The organism is Paraburkholderia sp. J41, assembly GCF_905220235.1.
Lineage (GTDB): Bacteria > Pseudomonadota > Gammaproteobacteria > Burkholderiales > Burkholderiaceae > Paraburkholderia.
In genome coordinates this window covers 219,259-234,163 of sequence record NZ_CAJMZE010000010.1, presented here as the reverse complement: position 1 = coordinate 234,163, position 14,905 = coordinate 219,259, and the positions used below count along the sequence as shown (strand labels likewise).

Annotated in this window: 9 protein-coding genes; 5 read left to right on the top strand and 4 right to left on the bottom strand. The window is 59.1% G+C overall.

What is annotated here, in order from left to right; translation table 11 throughout:
• Positions 1–285 precede the first annotated feature (285 nt).
• The 4 genes from U5805_RS13470 to mads1 are packed head-to-tail and all read right to left on the bottom strand — an operon-like array spanning position 286 to position 9,951.
• A complete protein-coding gene (locus U5805_RS13470) occupies positions 286–3,672 on the bottom strand; it encodes a DEAD/DEAH box helicase family protein (protein ID WP_322103967.1) in 3,387 nt (1,128 codons plus the stop codon).
• Positions 3,672–6,791: a site-specific DNA-methyltransferase gene (locus U5805_RS13465; RefSeq protein WP_322103966.1), complete on the bottom strand. Its 3,120-nt coding sequence runs from the start codon at positions 6,789–6,791 to the stop codon at positions 3,672–3,674. The genes U5805_RS13470 and U5805_RS13465 overlap by 1 nt, the downstream gene beginning before the upstream one ends.
• Positions 6,792–6,829: 38 nt before the next feature.
• Positions 6,830–9,748, bottom strand: coding sequence for an SNF2-related protein (locus tag U5805_RS13460; protein WP_322103965.1), 2,919 nt, complete (start codon positions 9,746–9,748; stop codon positions 6,830–6,832).
• Positions 9,745–9,951 carry a methylation-associated defense system helix-turn-helix domain-containing protein MAD1 gene (gene mads1 / locus U5805_RS13455; protein ID WP_208835529.1) on the bottom strand — a complete coding sequence of 69 codons (207 nt, stop codon included), beginning with the start codon at positions 9,949–9,951 and terminating at the stop codon, positions 9,745–9,747. The genes U5805_RS13460 and mads1 overlap by 4 nt, the downstream gene beginning before the upstream one ends.
• 723 nt (positions 9,952–10,674) lie before the next feature.
• On the opposite strand from mads1, the gene U5805_RS13450 reads away from it, so the two are divergent.
• From U5805_RS13450 to U5805_RS13430, 5 genes are all read left to right on the top strand, one after another.
• Positions 10,675–11,640: a DUF932 domain-containing protein gene (locus U5805_RS13450; RefSeq protein WP_322103964.1), complete on the top strand. Its 966-nt coding sequence runs from the start codon at positions 10,675–10,677 to the stop codon at positions 11,638–11,640.
• Between the two features lie 30 nt (positions 11,641–11,670).
• Positions 11,671–11,853, top strand: coding sequence for a hypothetical protein (locus U5805_RS13445; RefSeq protein WP_322103963.1), 183 nt, complete (start codon positions 11,671–11,673; stop codon positions 11,851–11,853).
• Positions 11,854–11,938: 85 nt separating this feature from the next.
• Positions 11,939–12,934 (top strand): lambda-exonuclease family protein, encoded by a 996-nt coding sequence (locus U5805_RS13440; RefSeq protein WP_322103962.1) that lies wholly within the window; start codon positions 11,939–11,941, stop codon positions 12,932–12,934.
• 55 nt (positions 12,935–12,989) lie between these two features.
• A complete protein-coding gene (locus tag U5805_RS13435) occupies positions 12,990–13,907 on the top strand; it encodes a phage capsid protein (RefSeq protein WP_322103961.1) in 918 nt (305 codons plus the stop codon).
• A 53-nt stretch (positions 13,908–13,960) separates the two neighbouring features.
• Positions 13,961–14,845, top strand: a complete 885-nt coding sequence (locus tag U5805_RS13430; RefSeq protein ID WP_322103960.1) for a hypothetical protein — start codon at positions 13,961–13,963, stop codon at positions 14,843–14,845.
• Positions 14,846–14,905: the final 60 nt, after the last annotated feature.

Genomic DNA, 14,905 nt, shown 5'->3' with positions numbered 1-14,905 from the left:
ATGTAGCCTTTGGTGTCCATTTTCCCACGTGTACATTTCACGCCAGCGTAACCCAACTTTTCCGGTTTCTAATATCTGAGCAGTTTCAGCGGGTACTGTCCGATTCTTTCGGTCCCGAGAATCGACGCTTCTCCCCTTGAACGTTGTCCGCTCCAGCGCCTCATCGCTTGCACGCCAAAGCTTACTGAAGGGGGCGCGGTGCGGACCACGTTCCTTCATTCGAGGCAAGATCCTGCACGTTCTTGGATTGGCAGTGATCCTTGTCCACAAATGATATTCTCGTCATCACGTCAGTGACGAAAACAGCTTCTTCAAGTAGTTCCCACCGCCATCTTCCATGAACAGAACATGGCGACTCTCCAGATCTTCCTTCTTCGTCGTATCACCAACGTTGAGCAGTTCGGAGAACTCTGTCGGTGATAACACGAAGGCATTCAAGACCAACGGTGGCTCATCGTGCTTGGCCTGGTTCGCCAGAGTCGCTTCAAGTGTCTTGACTTCCTTATAGAGGCCCAGCTTGGGATGCGAGAGATCGAGATTCCTTAACCCCTTGGGATCGACGAAGGTAAGCCATTGTTTGCCGGTGGCATCGTCCACCAGCCATAGCAGGAAGTCCGGGTAGAAGTTACCCGCCAGCGCGAAGCCCAGACCTTTATCCTCCCGATCCGCGTTTCGCAGCAGATAGAGGCTGCGCGCCCCAATCGCCGCCTTGCCATCCGGGGAGCTGTAGAAGGCCTCCAGGTCGCGAACGAAATTCCATTCGCTTGGCGCATCGAAGGCCAGCGGGCGCAGCTTCAACGGCACCGCATCCTTGTCTTCCAGCGCCAAAAGTGGATAGTACAGGTGGCGATCGAAACTGATAGCCACTATGTGCGGCGCGTTCCACTTGCTTGCTTCGCCGATCTTGCCATCGGCCACGAGTTTTTTCAGCACTTCGAGCTTCTTCTGGTACTCCAGCCCATCGTCGCTGTTCTCGATCTCGAACTGGTAGAGCTTGAGCATCGAGCCGTCGTCTTCGTCAATGCGGGTGACGTCGTAGAACTGTCCCTCGTAGCCAGTCTTCAGCGCCTTATAGAAGCGGTCGGTGTAATCGGTCAGCAGTCGGATCAGGATATCCTCCTGCTTACGGATGTCGGTGAACGCGTTCACAGCCAGCTCGGCCGCCGGGATGAACAGCGTGTACCAGTCCGATGCGCCTGCGCAGAAGTCGATCAGCTTCTGCCGACTCAGCCGCAGATTGCTCCAGCTCCGTTGAAGCTTGTGATCCTGCAACACCAGATAGATGCGATCCCAATCGAAGACCGGGAACAGCTTCGCGTTCAGCTTTCCCTTGTGCCGAGCCTCGGTCGTGGTGACTGCCGCCTTATCCTGCGTGCTCAGCGCTTCGACACGAGGGTACAGGTCTAGCACCACGTGCGGCAGTTTGATCTTGCCCTGGAACTGCGCGGGAATCTCGTACAGCGACGGGAAGTGGGTGCGTTTGAAGCCGAGCTTCTGGTTGTCCTTGTACCCATCCTTGAGCGCCAGCGTCTTGAGCTTGCCGACAGGCAGGTTGGGCCGCGTAGGGAAATCAAGTTCAAGAACCTCGTCGCTGGGCATGATGCCTTCCTCGCGCAGATAGTCCTTGAACGCGGCCATGTAGCTTGCGCGCACACCAAAGATATTTAGCGCTTCCAGCTTATCCAGATGCACACCCTTGGGACGCTCGTGCGGCAGGGCGCGCTTGAGCGAAAATCCCCTGCCCTTAAGACGCACGCCGCGCCCGAACAACTGGATGATCTGCGAACCCTCGCCCTGACCCATATTGAGCAGGCCCATTGTGGAAACGCGCCAACTGCTCCAACCTTCGGTGAACTTGCGCGAGCCGATCAGCACGTTGAGCTGGCTGTCCTTGTTGTTCAGCGTGCCGAACAGCGCGCCGCCAAAGTCATCGCGCTCGCTGTCAAAGGTGTCAGAATCTTCGGCCAAACTGAAGAAGCCCGCGTCGTCGCCGATGTTGATCAGGCCGAAAGGCTCGGCGTCGCCCACGCGCAACGCAAGCTCGCCCTTGCTGCTCTTGATGTTGACGAGCTTCAGGCGCTGCTTGGCTGGGGCGTTGAATATGCGCAGCAGGATGTCGGCATACAGCTCGTCCACCTTGTCCGTGAAGCCCATCAGCGGCGTGAATCGCCCCTTGAAGATGTTATTGCCCTTGGCGTCCAGAATCTGAGCCTGGTCGGCGATCAGATCTGCCAGCCAAGTCTTGATCTGCGCATCCCGATTAAGGAAGTCGGCGAGGAAGTTCACCACCTCAAGAATGTCTGACTCCTCACCGGACACCGTGTTGCCGACGAACACCCACAGTGGCTTCTCAATGTTGAAGTCGGCCAGCGTCTCGCGATGAGTTCTCCACAGCCAAAGCTGCTGGTAGAAGGCCAGCAGGCAGGCCGTGAAGTACTTGCGGGCGTTGTCCGCCTGCTCGTAGGCCTCTCCGTTCATGTTCAAGATCAGCGATTCCTTGCCGTAGCCGTCCTCGTAGAAAAACTTGTACGAGTAGTCGAACAGGATGCACTTGGCGTAAATCTCGCGCGTGGCGGTGATGCGCGCACGGCGCCTGTCCTCGCTGGTCAGCGCAATCTGTGCCTTTTGCATATCGTCCAGGCTGCGCAGGCTAGCCGTGTTGAACAGCATCTTGGCGCGCTTCTTCTGGATGTCTTCTTCCGCTGCCGCCACTGTCATCCCCTTCGCCACAGCCTGACCGAAGGTGGCCGAGTATTCGAAGGCAAAGCCGCCTCGTACCAGCGCGTCGCGTCGCGCCATCCATGCGCCTGCCGCCGTACCGGTGCCACGGTGACCTTCGTCCACTAGCACCAGATTGTTGCCCTCGAAGGCATCGACAGCGACGGTCTTGTCGCCCATTTCGTCACCCAGCTTGTTGATGTCGATGATCTCGATGGTGCCGCGCGCCGAAGTCTGCGCCTTGTTGAAGAACTGTGCGAAGCCAAAGCCCGACAAATGCAATTCCGCCAGATGCTGATGGGAAAGTCCCTCGTTGGGCGTCAGCAGGATGATCTTGCTCGGATAGTGGTCGCTGCGGCCTGCCTGAAAGTAATGCAGGTACTGCCGGATGTTGACGTGCAGGAGCAACGTCTTGCCGCTGCCGGTCGCGTTCCAGAAGGCGATCTTATTCAGATCATCCGCCTCGAAGTCACGGAAGGGCTCCGCGGCCGCCTCGGCGCGGTAGCGCACCATCTCCTCGTTCAAGCCATCGAGCAGAGCCTGGCGCTTGTTGAAATACCAGTCCAAGTAGATCTCGGTGAACAGCAGCGAAAGGTACTGGAAGTACTTCATCTGCAGTTCATGGCCTTCCAGCTTATTGCGCTGAGCTGTGACGGTCTGCCAGTGGCTGACGGTGTTCAGGTCGTAGCGGCGCAGATCGGCCTCGGAAACGCGATCCACTTCGAACAGATTGCGGGTCAGTTCGTGGAAGAAATTGGTCTGTCCGTCCTCGTCGATGCCCTCGTGTCGGTCATCGCCGAGCCGCAACTTCAGGGCACCGAGGCCGTCTCCCTTGAAAAAGCCTAGTACCCAACGGTTGAGTACTAGATTCTGGTGGAAGCTGCGCTTCCTGCCGCCGGTCCGCGCGGTCGTGGTGCCGCCCGTAGCGGCGATCGCCTTGCGTGGTCGCGCCATCAGATGTCCTCCATCGAGAACATGCGCGACAGGAACTCGGGTTCGATCTGGCGCAGCTTAAGCACACGCGTCGTGCCGCCTTCCTCCTGCGTCTGGGTCAGTACCGTCGGGATGTTGTGATCGCCGTTGATGTAGACGACATCGAACTCGTTGTCCGCCGGGTTGATAGCCAGCTTATCGCAGAGCTTGCTAATGCCTTCGTAATCCAGCATTTCACAGTCGCGCCACAGCACCAAGCACGTCTCACGGCTGGGTAGCGTACCGGTGACAGTGACAAAGCCGCGTTCGGGCTGGGCGTCGACGTGCTTGACGGTGAGGCCAATCAGATAGTTGAAGGTTTCAACCAAGTCAACGTTGCGCGGCTCATACGCTCCTGCTGAGTCGACGGCGATGTTCGCCTTGTAATCAAAGGGCTTCTTGAAATCCTCTACCGACAAGAGCGAACCACGGCTTTCCAAGTTCAGCATATAGCGCAGTAGGTAGTCGTCCTTGGCTACCTGCGGCAACGCGGCGAACAGATCGTCCTGTCCGGCCAACCGGCGCAATTGCAGGTTGTTTAATGTGTCTTCGTAGCTTTCGAGCTTGATGACTTTGAAGCAGTGGGAAATGCCGGTCTCGGGGGCGGCGGGCTTACCGTTGCCCCATTCGGCGGAGAAGGTGATCTTCTGGAGCCTAGGAACGAGAATGGCATCGAAGTACTCCCCTTGCTCGACAAGGATATAGCGTCTTTTCGCGCCGTCCTCCCTGTTCATTGCAATCACACCATGGCCGGTTGTTCCTGTCCCCGCAAAGTAGTCCAGCATTAGATCGTCGTCCTTCGTGCCGAGCCGTACGACGGTTTTCATCAATCCGACTGGCTTTGGAAAACTGAAGTCGGAAAAGCCGAGGGAGCCGAGCTCGACTGTGCCCTTCTCGTTGATCACGTCAACATCCAACAGAATAGACTTGGGAGCCTTGATTGACTTTCTCGCCTTCTCAAATACCCGCCACTCTCCGCCTCGCGTTTTCTTGGCAACGAGATTTTTGTCCGTGATTTCTCCGGATTCTTCCCCGGACTCTTTGCGTACAGTCGGGATGCCCCAACGCCAGCACGAATCGGCCCCCTCACTGTTCCTCGGATAGATTTCCTCAGAGTATTCCGATGTTCTTTCCGTGGAGACACAAGAGCCCCCCCGCGTGAGTAATTGACTCTCAGACGCGTAAAGCGGAAAAAATAGGTTTGGCCGATTAAATCGGCCAAACTTTGGGTTCCGATTTCTCAGCTCCCATAGTTCATAAGGACCATGTGCATCCTTTTCAGCATCTTCGACGTCTCTTGGCAGGCCGTTGAGCATCGTCTCAGCATCACAATCGTACGCGAACAAATACTCGTGCGTCTTTGCTACGGATTTGTACGTTTGTCCGCGCTTATTCGACTGCACGATCATCTGTGACTCCAAGTTAGCCTCTCCGAAGCGTGTGTCCAAGAGGGTTTTTAGCCTGGATGATTCGTTGTCGTCGCAACTTGCAAAAAAACTCGCACCATTACCGAGCATTGACGAAGCTGCCGCTACGGACTGGTTCAGAAGGGTGAGCCATGAAGAATGCCGATACTGATCTCGATAGAGAAATGAATCATTTCCCGTGTTGTACGGAGGGTCGATATAGACGCACTTAACCCCAGACCGATAACGTTCCGCCAAGAATGTCAGTCCTTGGAAATTCTCGCTTTTGACGACAAGACCGTCAGTAACACGATCGATATCCTCGGTCGCGGCGAGAAGGCGATGCAGGAAGTTGCGATCGAATACACCGGTATCTACCATCATGAACCGGCACCTCTTCAGATCCTCAATGGTCCCCGGTCCGTCGGAAGTCCACACACCCAACTCCATCCACTGCCGCCACTGCCTTTCGTTCTCGACGATTTCCGGATAAAACACCTCCGGCACACGGTCCAAGGTGATGCAGTAGTGACTAGACACAACGAACTTCCTCTTCAGCCACAGCTTCTTCTGGAAGTCCTCCAATTGCGCCAAAAATGTAATCAAATCGAGTGCAATACTTCTCAGGCACTGGATCATGCGCAACGAATTCTCGATGTTGCTGAACGTACCGGCATTCTGCACATCGTCTAGGTGCATCACTTCGTTCTTGATATAGAAGTCCAGCTCCCGGCGCAAGAAGCCGCCCAGATCCTTGTGAATGAAGTAGTCGGCGGTGTTCTTGGTGGTGTAGTCGGAAAGGTGTTTTTCCAGCAGGGTGCGCTGCGGGTTCTTCTCGGTCGGCGCGCGCCCGCCCAAATCCAGCCAGCGGGCTTTGACAACATCATCGGCCAATACGGTCTGAACCGCCTTTTCCACCAGCGCGTCCTGCTTGGCACCCTTGGCGACGGGTTTGTACTCGAAGCGGACGATCAGCTCCTTTCCACTCTCACTATCCACTTCTTCGACAGGCAGCAGTTCTTCTTCATATTCGTCGCCCTGTTCGTCAATTCGGGTGACGGTCTTCTTCTCGACAAGCGCAAAACGGCGCTCCTTGTTGTTGTCCTTCCGATTGTCCTTGGCGGTGTCAGCTACGACAAGCCGGAAGTGGACGGGTCGCTCGTCATCGAGTTTGAAGCTGTAGTTAGAGAAATTCTCACCACTCTTGGTGTAGTACTGGTCCTTGTTGGCCCAGTACAGCATGACTTCTTCGCCAGCATAAGGGATGGAATAGGTATCGCCCTTGTAGCGGCGCTGGCTGATGAAGTCGCCGTTGTCGTAGTAGCGCGAGAAGAACGCCAACAGGTGCGAGAACACGGCGTTTTCGTGTTCTGAGGCGCCGGTCGTGGCTTCCTTCAACTTGGCACGCAGTTCCTGCACCTTGGGTACGCCATCGGGGCTGACGCCAAGCGCATGTGCGTTCTTTTCGGCCTCCTGCAATTCGGCTTGCAGTTGTTGCGCACTGGCGGTGTTGCCCGCAGCCAATGCAGTTTGCACTTTCTCTGCCAGCCGGCTTTCCAGATAGTCGTTGATCTCGCCCGCGCGGGCGTTGAGGATGCGGTAGACGCCGAAGTCGAGTTCCGGGCGGTCGATCTGGAATATCTCGCGCAGCTTGGCGACGAGTTCCTGAAATTTGGCGTTCTGCTTTGTAGACATTGTTCGGGTCTAGATGTCGTTATGTTCTGCTTGGTGCCTCACACCACCTGCCAGCGGAGTGTGAACAGCGTTTGGGTTTCGGTTTTCTCTTGCAGCCGTTGCTGAAGCGACGCGATCAGCGCATCGCGCTTCTCGATGATTTCGTCCTCGACGGCGAAAATTTCCTGGCGCAGGCGACGCTGTTTGCGTTCCAGTTCGGACAGCTCGCGCTGGAGGCCGTCCTGCTCTTGCAGCGTGGCAGCCTTGCGGGCGTCGCGTTTTAATTGGGCAATGCGCGCCTTGGTGTTCTTGAGGGCTTCCTCGGCCGCCAGCAGCTTGTCTTCGGCCCAGCGTTCCAGCTTGTCGCGTTCCTCGTTGAACAGGCGCTGGTTGGCTTCCAGCACTTCAGCAATGGTGGCCTCCACGAGACGCTGGCTGTTGGCCGCAAGGCTTCGTGGCCCGGCATCCTGAATGGCGGTGGGCTCGCCCGCCGCCGGAATGGCCATCAACTTTTCGCATGCTTCCTGATCGAGCACTTGGCCATCGTCAGTAATGCCGGAGAACAGCAGGGCCTCTGTGGTTTCAAAGGCGCAGACTTCCAGACGCACCAGCGTGAGCCAGCCACACTTACCGCGCAACATTTCCACGACGGAAACACGCGCACCGTGCTTGCCATAGTCGAGTTTGAGCGTAGCTAGGGGCGTGGGTGCATTAAGGCCGGTGGCAATGCTCCACTCGCCCAGCGGATGGCTGAGGCGGTAAGCCTGGGCAAGCATGTCGGGCTGCGCCGAGCCGCGTATGAACTGGTAACGTCCCACGGGCGCTTGCGGCGCAATGCCTTCGGGTGGATGAGACAGGGAGAAGGCATAAGCCTGCTCGTCGAAACGCGCCCGTTCATTCAGGGCAAAGCGGGTAACGCCCCAGAACCAGCGCCCGAGCTTGTCTAGCCGGGCTTCGGCTTCGTCCAGCCGCAGCTTGAGGCGGTCGTGGACGTCCTCGTCGAAGTTTTCAAGCAACTGAGCCTGCGTGTCCTTGATGCGGTCGGCAATGACTTCTTCCAGCTCGGCTTGCAGGGCGTTAAAGGCGGCTTCGATTTCCTCCGGCTGGCGGCAGGTGTCGTAGATCTGCAAGATGCGCTTTTCGAAGTCTAGTCCGCCCTCGATGCGGCCCAGTACTTCGTCGGACGCGCCGAATACACCGGAGAATAAGTTGAACTTCTCGGTGAGTAGTTCCAGCACACGCTGATCAGCTTGGTTGCGGGTGTTAAGGAAGTTAATGACCACCACGTCAAACCGTTGTCCGTAGCGGTGGCAGCGGCCAATGCGTTGCTCGACGCGCTGTGGGTTCCACGGCAAGTCGTAGTTGATGATCAGCGCACAGAATTGCAGATTCACGCCTTCGGCCGCAGCCTCCGTGGCGATCATGATCTCCGCACCGCTGCCGTCGTCCTTGCGAAAGTGATCGATCAGCGCGGTTCGGCGATCCACCTGCGGGGAGCCGGTGACCCGGTCAGTGCCTTTGAATTCCTCCAGCCAGCGTTGGTAGATGGCAGCGGAATCCTCATGGCTGTTAGTGCCGCTGAACAGCACCAGCTTGCCCACGTAGCCGTTGGCCGAGAGAAAGCGGTGCAGGTATTCCTGAGTGCGCTTGGATTCCGTGAAGATGATGGCTTTGCGCGGGGCTCGCAGCTCTGCCATCTTGCGGAAACCCAACGTCAATGCCTTAAGCAGCGCCTGTGCCTTGGTGTCTGTCTGCAGGGCCTCGGCGGCATCGATGAAAGCGGTTAGTTCTGAAATTTCGGCGCGCACGGCGTTGGGATTGAGTTTGCTGTCTCCCACGTTCTCAGCACTGAACTGCGTGTCGCCCGCCGAGTATTCGTCCTCACCGGCTTCCTCTTCTAGGTAATCCTGCTCAAGATCATCTTCAGCGATGAGTTGCTCAACCAGTTGGCTGCCGTCATCCGCCACCGTCCCTGCCAGCAGCCGCTCCAGCCGTTCACGGATCGTTATCAGGGTAGCCACCACGGCGTGTGAGCTGGACGCCAGTAGCTTGCGCAGGATCAGTGCGGTCAGATGGCGCTGCTGCTTCGGCAGAGCGTAAGAATCCTCGCGCTGCAAAAAGGCCGAGATACGTTCGTAAAGTGACTGCTCGTCGTCGGTGGGCTCAAAGGGCTGAGTCAGCGCCTTGCGTTCGGTGTACTTGATGTACTCCAGCACTTCGCGCCGCAGCGTGCGCTTGGCGAAGGAGGCCAAGCGTGCGCGCAATTCGTCCATGCCAGCGCTGCTATTCATGAACTGCTTGCGAAATGCAGTCTCGTCGCCGAACAGGTGCTCGTCGATCAGAGTGGACAGGCCGTACAGCTCCATCAAGGAGTTCTGGAGCGGCGTAGCGGTGAGCAGCAGCTTCTTACGGCCATCCAAGGCGCGCTTGAGCGCCTGGCCGGTGCGGTTGCTGGCCCGGTGGGCGTTGCGTAGCTTGTGCGCTTCGTCGATGACCACCACGTCCCATGGCACAGCGCGCAGCTCGGCTTCCAGCTTGGCGGCGAACTGGTAGGACATGATGACGACTGCCTTGCCGACCATGCTCTGCAAAGTGGCGAGGATGTCGCCTGCGGCTCGCTTGCGCAGTGATACCGCATCGACCACCGTGGTCGGCACCGCGAACTTGTCGTGGAGCTCCTGTGCCCATTGCTTGCGCAGGCTCGCAGGACAGATCACCAGCAGACAGCGGCGACGCTCCGCCCAGTGCTGGCAGATCACTAGCGAGGCCTCGATGGTCTTGCCCAGACCGACTTCGTCGGCCAACAGCACGCCTTCCTGTAGCGGGTTACGCAGGGCGAACAGCGCCGCCTCGATCTGATGCGGATTCAGATCGACGCTGGCATCGAACAGCGATTGCGACAGGCGGTCGACGCCGTCAGCGGCATGACGCCGCGTAAGCTCGTGGGCGTAGTACTTGGCGTGGTAGGCGGAGATCAACGTGCTTGGCCCTCCACGCACCCGGATTGAGCCGCGATCCAGCCATCAATGTCCGCCTTGCGGAAACGCCACGTCCCTCCGACCTTGAAGGCAGGAATCTTCTTGGCCGCTGCGAGCCTGTAGATCGTTCGCTCCGTGACCTTCAGGTACTCGGCAACCTGCTTGATAGTAAGGATTTCGCCCTCTCTGTCACTAGCAGGCATGGTCATGATCAACCCAAGTCAAACGGAGACAGGATTGTACAAAATTTTCAAAGTTCGATGGCCTTTCGCTCAGATCGAGCTGCCAAACACGCCGAAGATAACAATTCATCAAATTTCCTATGCCCAAGCCGAGTCGTTACCGATGTACGTTGCCATCGGCACGCTCTGGACAATGTGCGTTCGGCTGCTGGCTAAGTCGTAAAAAATCTCAGACATATATCACCGACGTGAGCATCCACCCAAAATGCTGAGCAACCTCGCTTGCTCTGAACCCTCACGAGGCTGATATGACCCATTCGCTTTCCTGCCCCCGCTGCGGTTCGCAGCACATTACCACTCGCGATACCGCCCGCAAGGTCGGAGGAGCCATTGGCGCTGCGACCGGGGCCGCCAGCTCCGCTGCCGCCGCTTTTGGCAGTGCCGAAGCTGGAGCCGCACTTGGTATGGTTGCCGGACCGATTGGCTCGATTTTCGGGGCCATTTTCGGTGCCTTGGTTGCTGGCGCGGCCGGGTGCGCAGTCGGCTCCGCGGCTGGTAGCCAAATCGACACCCACGTATTCGACAACTGCGAGTGCTCGGCGTGCGGCCACGCCTTCAGCGCGTAAAACGCGACCTGACCTACCGCGACGTTTTGCTGCTCCCCTTTCACGGTCAATGCCTACAGCCGCACAGGGCTGTAGGAATTTTTGCTTTCTGTTTCCCGTTATCTATCAGGAGATTTTCATGCACCTCGTCACCAGCATGGCCTACGTCGGCGAAACCCCGTGGCACGGCCTCGGCAATCAACTCGCACCGAAGCAGCCGATCGAAGTCTGGGCCAAACAGGCCGGCATGGACTGGCAAATCGAATCCGCCGACGTGCGCTATGTGTCGGGCAGCGCCGGCACGAATCTCGGCTCGATCCATGCTTTTCCCGAACAGAAAGTGCTGTATCGCTCGGACACGAAAGCACCTCTTTCCGTCGTCTCGTCGCGTTATCAGGTCGTGCAGCCTTTTACAATCTTGGAGTTCTATCGAGACCTCGTGGACGCGGGGGGCTACGAACTGGAGAGCGCTGGTGTCCTCAAGGATGGCAAGAAACTGTGGGCGCTCGCTCGTACCGGCCAGTCGATCGCGCTCAAGGGCAAGGACACGGTAAAGGGCTATCTGCTGCTGGCCACGGCGTGCGACGGCACACTGGCGACGACGGCGCAATTCACGAGTATTCGCGTCGTTTGCAACAACACCCTGCAAATCGCGCTCGGCGATTCGGCCGGTGCCGTGAAGGTGCCGCACCGTTCGCAGTTCGACGCGCAAGTAGTGAAGCGCCAGCTCGGCATCACCGTATCGGCCTGGGATGGCTTTATGGCCCGCATGAAGGCCTTGTCCGAATGCAAGGTCAACGATACTGCGGCCGAAACCTTCTTCCGTCGCGTGCTGACCTATCCAGTCGGCTCCGGCCAGCTTGTGCCGGCCACCAACGATTCCGCGATCAAGGCCGTGCAGGCGCTCTATGCCGGCAAGGGCATGGGGGCAACGCTCGCCTCCGCATCTGGCACCGCCTGGGGGCTCGTCAATTCGATCACTGAATATGTCGACCATGGACGCCGCGCACGCAGCGAGGATCATCGACGCGATGCCGCATGGTTTGGTACTGGTGCGGCCATCAAGCAGAAAGCCTGGGACGAAGCCTTGCGGCTCGTCGCATGACGCACGGAGATTGTCATAGACGAAACCGGAATGCGTCCCCACGAGAAAGACGTAATCGCGCATCTACGCTCGCGCGGCTACGCCGTCGTCGTGTGGACGCCGGACGAACTGCGCGGCGCAAGCGCCCGCGTCATCGAGGACATCGGCATCGAACGCATGTCCGAGGCGATCGGCATGCTCGCCACCGAACCACGCGACGAAGACCTGGGCTGACGCCATGCCCACCGCTCCATCAACACTGCATACGGCCCGGCCGGGATCACTCCCGCCGGGCCTTTCTGCTTTCTGGAGGATCGAAATGCCTTTACCTGAATCAGCCGGGCGTGGCCGGCATCGACCTGCGCTACGGCTTGTCGATACGAAATCGCTCTCGCGCCAAGACTGGCTTGAGGTGAGAAAAAACGGAATAGGCGGAAGCGACGTAGCCGCTGCCGTAGGACTCAACCCGTACAAATCTCAGCTCGAACTGTGGCTTGAGAAAACCAATCGGGACACGGACCTGCCGAAACCCAATCCCGACGACACAACCGAACCCGTGTATTGGGGCACGCTGCTCGAACCCATCGTCGCCGCGTCCTACACCAAGCAGACCGGCAACCGTGTCCGACGCATCAATGCCGTGCTCCGGCATCCGACGATCCCGTGGATGCTCGCCAATCTCGACCGCGAAGTCGTCGGCGTGCCGGACGTCCAGATTCTCGAATGCAAGACGGCGGGCGAATTCGGCGCACGACTCTGGCGCGACGGCGTACCCGAATACGTGCAGTTGCAGGTTCAACATCAGCTTGCAGTGTCCGGCAAGCAAGCCGCGGATGTGGCCGTACTGCTCTGCGGCCAGAAGCTCGACGTATACCGCATCGAGCGCGACGACGCGTTGATCGCACGGCTGATCGAACTCGAAGCCGCGTTCTGGCAATACGTCGAAACCGATACGCCGCCGCCGGCGGACGGTTCTGACTCGGCGGATCGCGCGCTGCGCTGCCTGTATCCGGGCGCAGGCGGCACGGTCGATTTCACGGACGACCGGACGCTGTCGGCCACGTTTGCCGATCTGGTGGCCGTGCGGGCCGAGATCGAATCCCGGCAGGCCGTCGAAGCCCGGTTGAAACAGACCATCGCGCAGGCCATGCGGGAGGCCGACCGCGCGCAGTTCGAGACGGGGTCGGTGTCATTCAAACGCAGCAAGGACGGCACCAGCATCGACCTGAAGCGGCTGCTTGCCGATCACCCCGAGTTCGCCGCTCAGTATGCGATTACGAAGCCCGGCTCGCGCCGGTTTCTCGTTTCGACCTGATCCGGTTTTCTGCCCCCCTTCGCCTTCCCCCACCGTTTACATATAGGAGAGTGTCATGCTCAAAGGACTGGCGATTACGCCACCCACTGTAGGAAGAATCTCCATCGGGAGAATTGTCGAGAAGAACGGCAAGCGGCTGCCCGAGAAAGACGATGCGTTCACCATCACGACCCAGGTGCAGCAGCGTGGGGAGTGGCTGCTTCACCCGCTCAACGACGAACTGCGCAAGGCGACGACCGGCAAGCTGCGCGCGATTCCCGTACGGTTCCTGTTCAACGATCCCGATCTGAACCTTCGCGCCGAATACTCGTGCTTCGACCGCGAAACGGGACGCCCGGTCTGTGTGGGAAATGGCGAAACCTGCCGTCGTGTTAGCGATGCCGGTATCGAGGAAATGCCGTGTCCGTCGCCGGATGGCTGCTCGTTTGGCCACGGTGGAGCGTGCAAGCCCTATGGCCGCCTCAACGTACTGATTGGAGACACGGGTGAGATGGAAAATTTTCTGTTCCGCACGACCTCGTATAACTCGATCAGGACATTGGCAGCACGGCTGCATTACTTCTCGGCAGTATCTGGCAATCTGCTGGCCTGTCTGCCGCTCGAACTGAAACTTCGGGGCAAAAGTACAATTCAAAGTTACCGTTCGGCGATCTACTACGTCGATCTCGGCGTGCGCTCGGGCAGCACGCTCGAAGCGACGATCATCGAGGCGCGCGAGCTGGATGCTCGGCGCAGATCGGCCGGGTTCGATCAGGCCGCGCTCGATGCGGCCGCACGCGCTGGGTTCGCCAATGGTGCGTTCGAGGACAGCATCGAGGAAAGCGCGGCGGTCGCCGAGGAGTTTTATCCGGCGGACTCCAGTAATGGCGATAGTCACGGTGAGGGTCATGACGCTACTCGCGCAACGCATCCCGGTAACCTGAAAGACCGCCTTGACCAGCGTGCCGCATTGCTCGGCGGGAAGGCAGCGTGATTCGCCCGGTCGCACTCGCTCTGGCGATCGCGGCAACCAGTACGGCGATCTGTATGTCGATACTGGCCGGCTGGCAGCGCGGCGGATGGCTGTCGGAACGGCTTGCGTGGATTGCGGTCGGCGTCGTGCTGGTCGCTGGCGCGCACCTGCTTCCCGCGCTGTGTCGGTCGGCACCGCTCGCCGTGCGCAGTGTCGGGATGCTGCTGTGGCTCGGCTGCATGGCGGCAGCATCGTTCGGGCATGCGACGTTCTTCCTGCTGTCGCAGTCACATGCGGGTGACGTCCGGGTATCGGCTTTGAGGGACGCCAATACGCCCATTCACCGCAATCTCACTGCGGTCATGGCCGATCGGGCATCGGTCACGGCCCAGCTGGCCCAGGCCAATGCGCGTCGTTGTACCGTTGACTGCCCGGTACTGCGCGGGCGTCGTGCCGGACTGACCGCACGACTGGATGCGCTGGATGCCGAGGCCAGTGACATCCGGCGGGATCAGTCTAACGAGGATCGCGCCGAAACCCGTCACGATGCGGCCCGTGCCGATCCAGTCACGGCACGCCTCGCGGCGATCTTCGGCATGGCGGGCACGAAACTCGACCTGCTCGCCGGGCTGGCCTTCGCAGCGGTACTCGAAGGCACGGCCTGCCTGCTCTGGTGGCTCGCCTTACTGCCACGTGCTACTCCCGTGACTGCCGTTAATCACGCCCATGCCGATCCGGTTGCATCGGAACGACTGGAACCTGCTACGCCGGTCACGCCCGCCGATCCGCCTGAATCGCCGTCCGCTGTCCCCGTCACGGCGAAACCCGAAACCGACCTCACGAAACTCGTCCGCGACATTCAGGCGGGCATCGTGAAACCGACCGTTTCCGGCATCCGCCGTCATCTGCGCTGCTCGCAGACCAGAGCCGCTGCGCTGCGCCGGCAACTCGGGCCGTAACGCCGCCGTCCACGCGGTATTCCACTTTCTTTTCACGACCAGGTTATCCGGCTCGACCGG

Bases quoted from the DNA above. Each gene is read 5' to 3' on its own strand.
- U5805_RS13435 (WP_322103961.1), top strand. From the start codon at position 12,990: ATGCTCAAAGGACTGGCGATTACGCCACCCACTGTAGGAAGAATCTCC.
- U5805_RS13465 (WP_322103966.1), bottom strand. From the start codon at position 6,791: ATGTCTACAAAGCAGAACGCCAAATTTCAGGAACTCGTCGCCAAGCTG.
- mads1 (WP_208835529.1), bottom strand. From the start codon at position 9,951: ATGCCTGCTAGTGACAGAGAGGGCGAAATCCTTACTATCAAGCAGGTT.
- U5805_RS13445 (WP_322103963.1), top strand. From the start codon at position 11,671: ATGCGTCCCCACGAGAAAGACGTAATCGCGCATCTACGCTCGCGCGGC.
- U5805_RS13440 (WP_322103962.1), top strand. From the start codon at position 11,939: ATGCCTTTACCTGAATCAGCCGGGCGTGGCCGGCATCGACCTGCGCTA.
- U5805_RS13470 (WP_322103967.1), bottom strand. From the start codon at position 3,672: ATGGCGCGACCACGCAAGGCGATCGCCGCTACGGGCGGCACCACGACC.
- U5805_RS13450 (WP_322103964.1), top strand. From the start codon at position 10,675: ATGCACCTCGTCACCAGCATGGCCTACGTCGGCGAAACCCCGTGGCAC.
- U5805_RS13430 (WP_322103960.1), top strand. From the start codon at position 13,961: ATGTCGATACTGGCCGGCTGGCAGCGCGGCGGATGGCTGTCGGAACGG.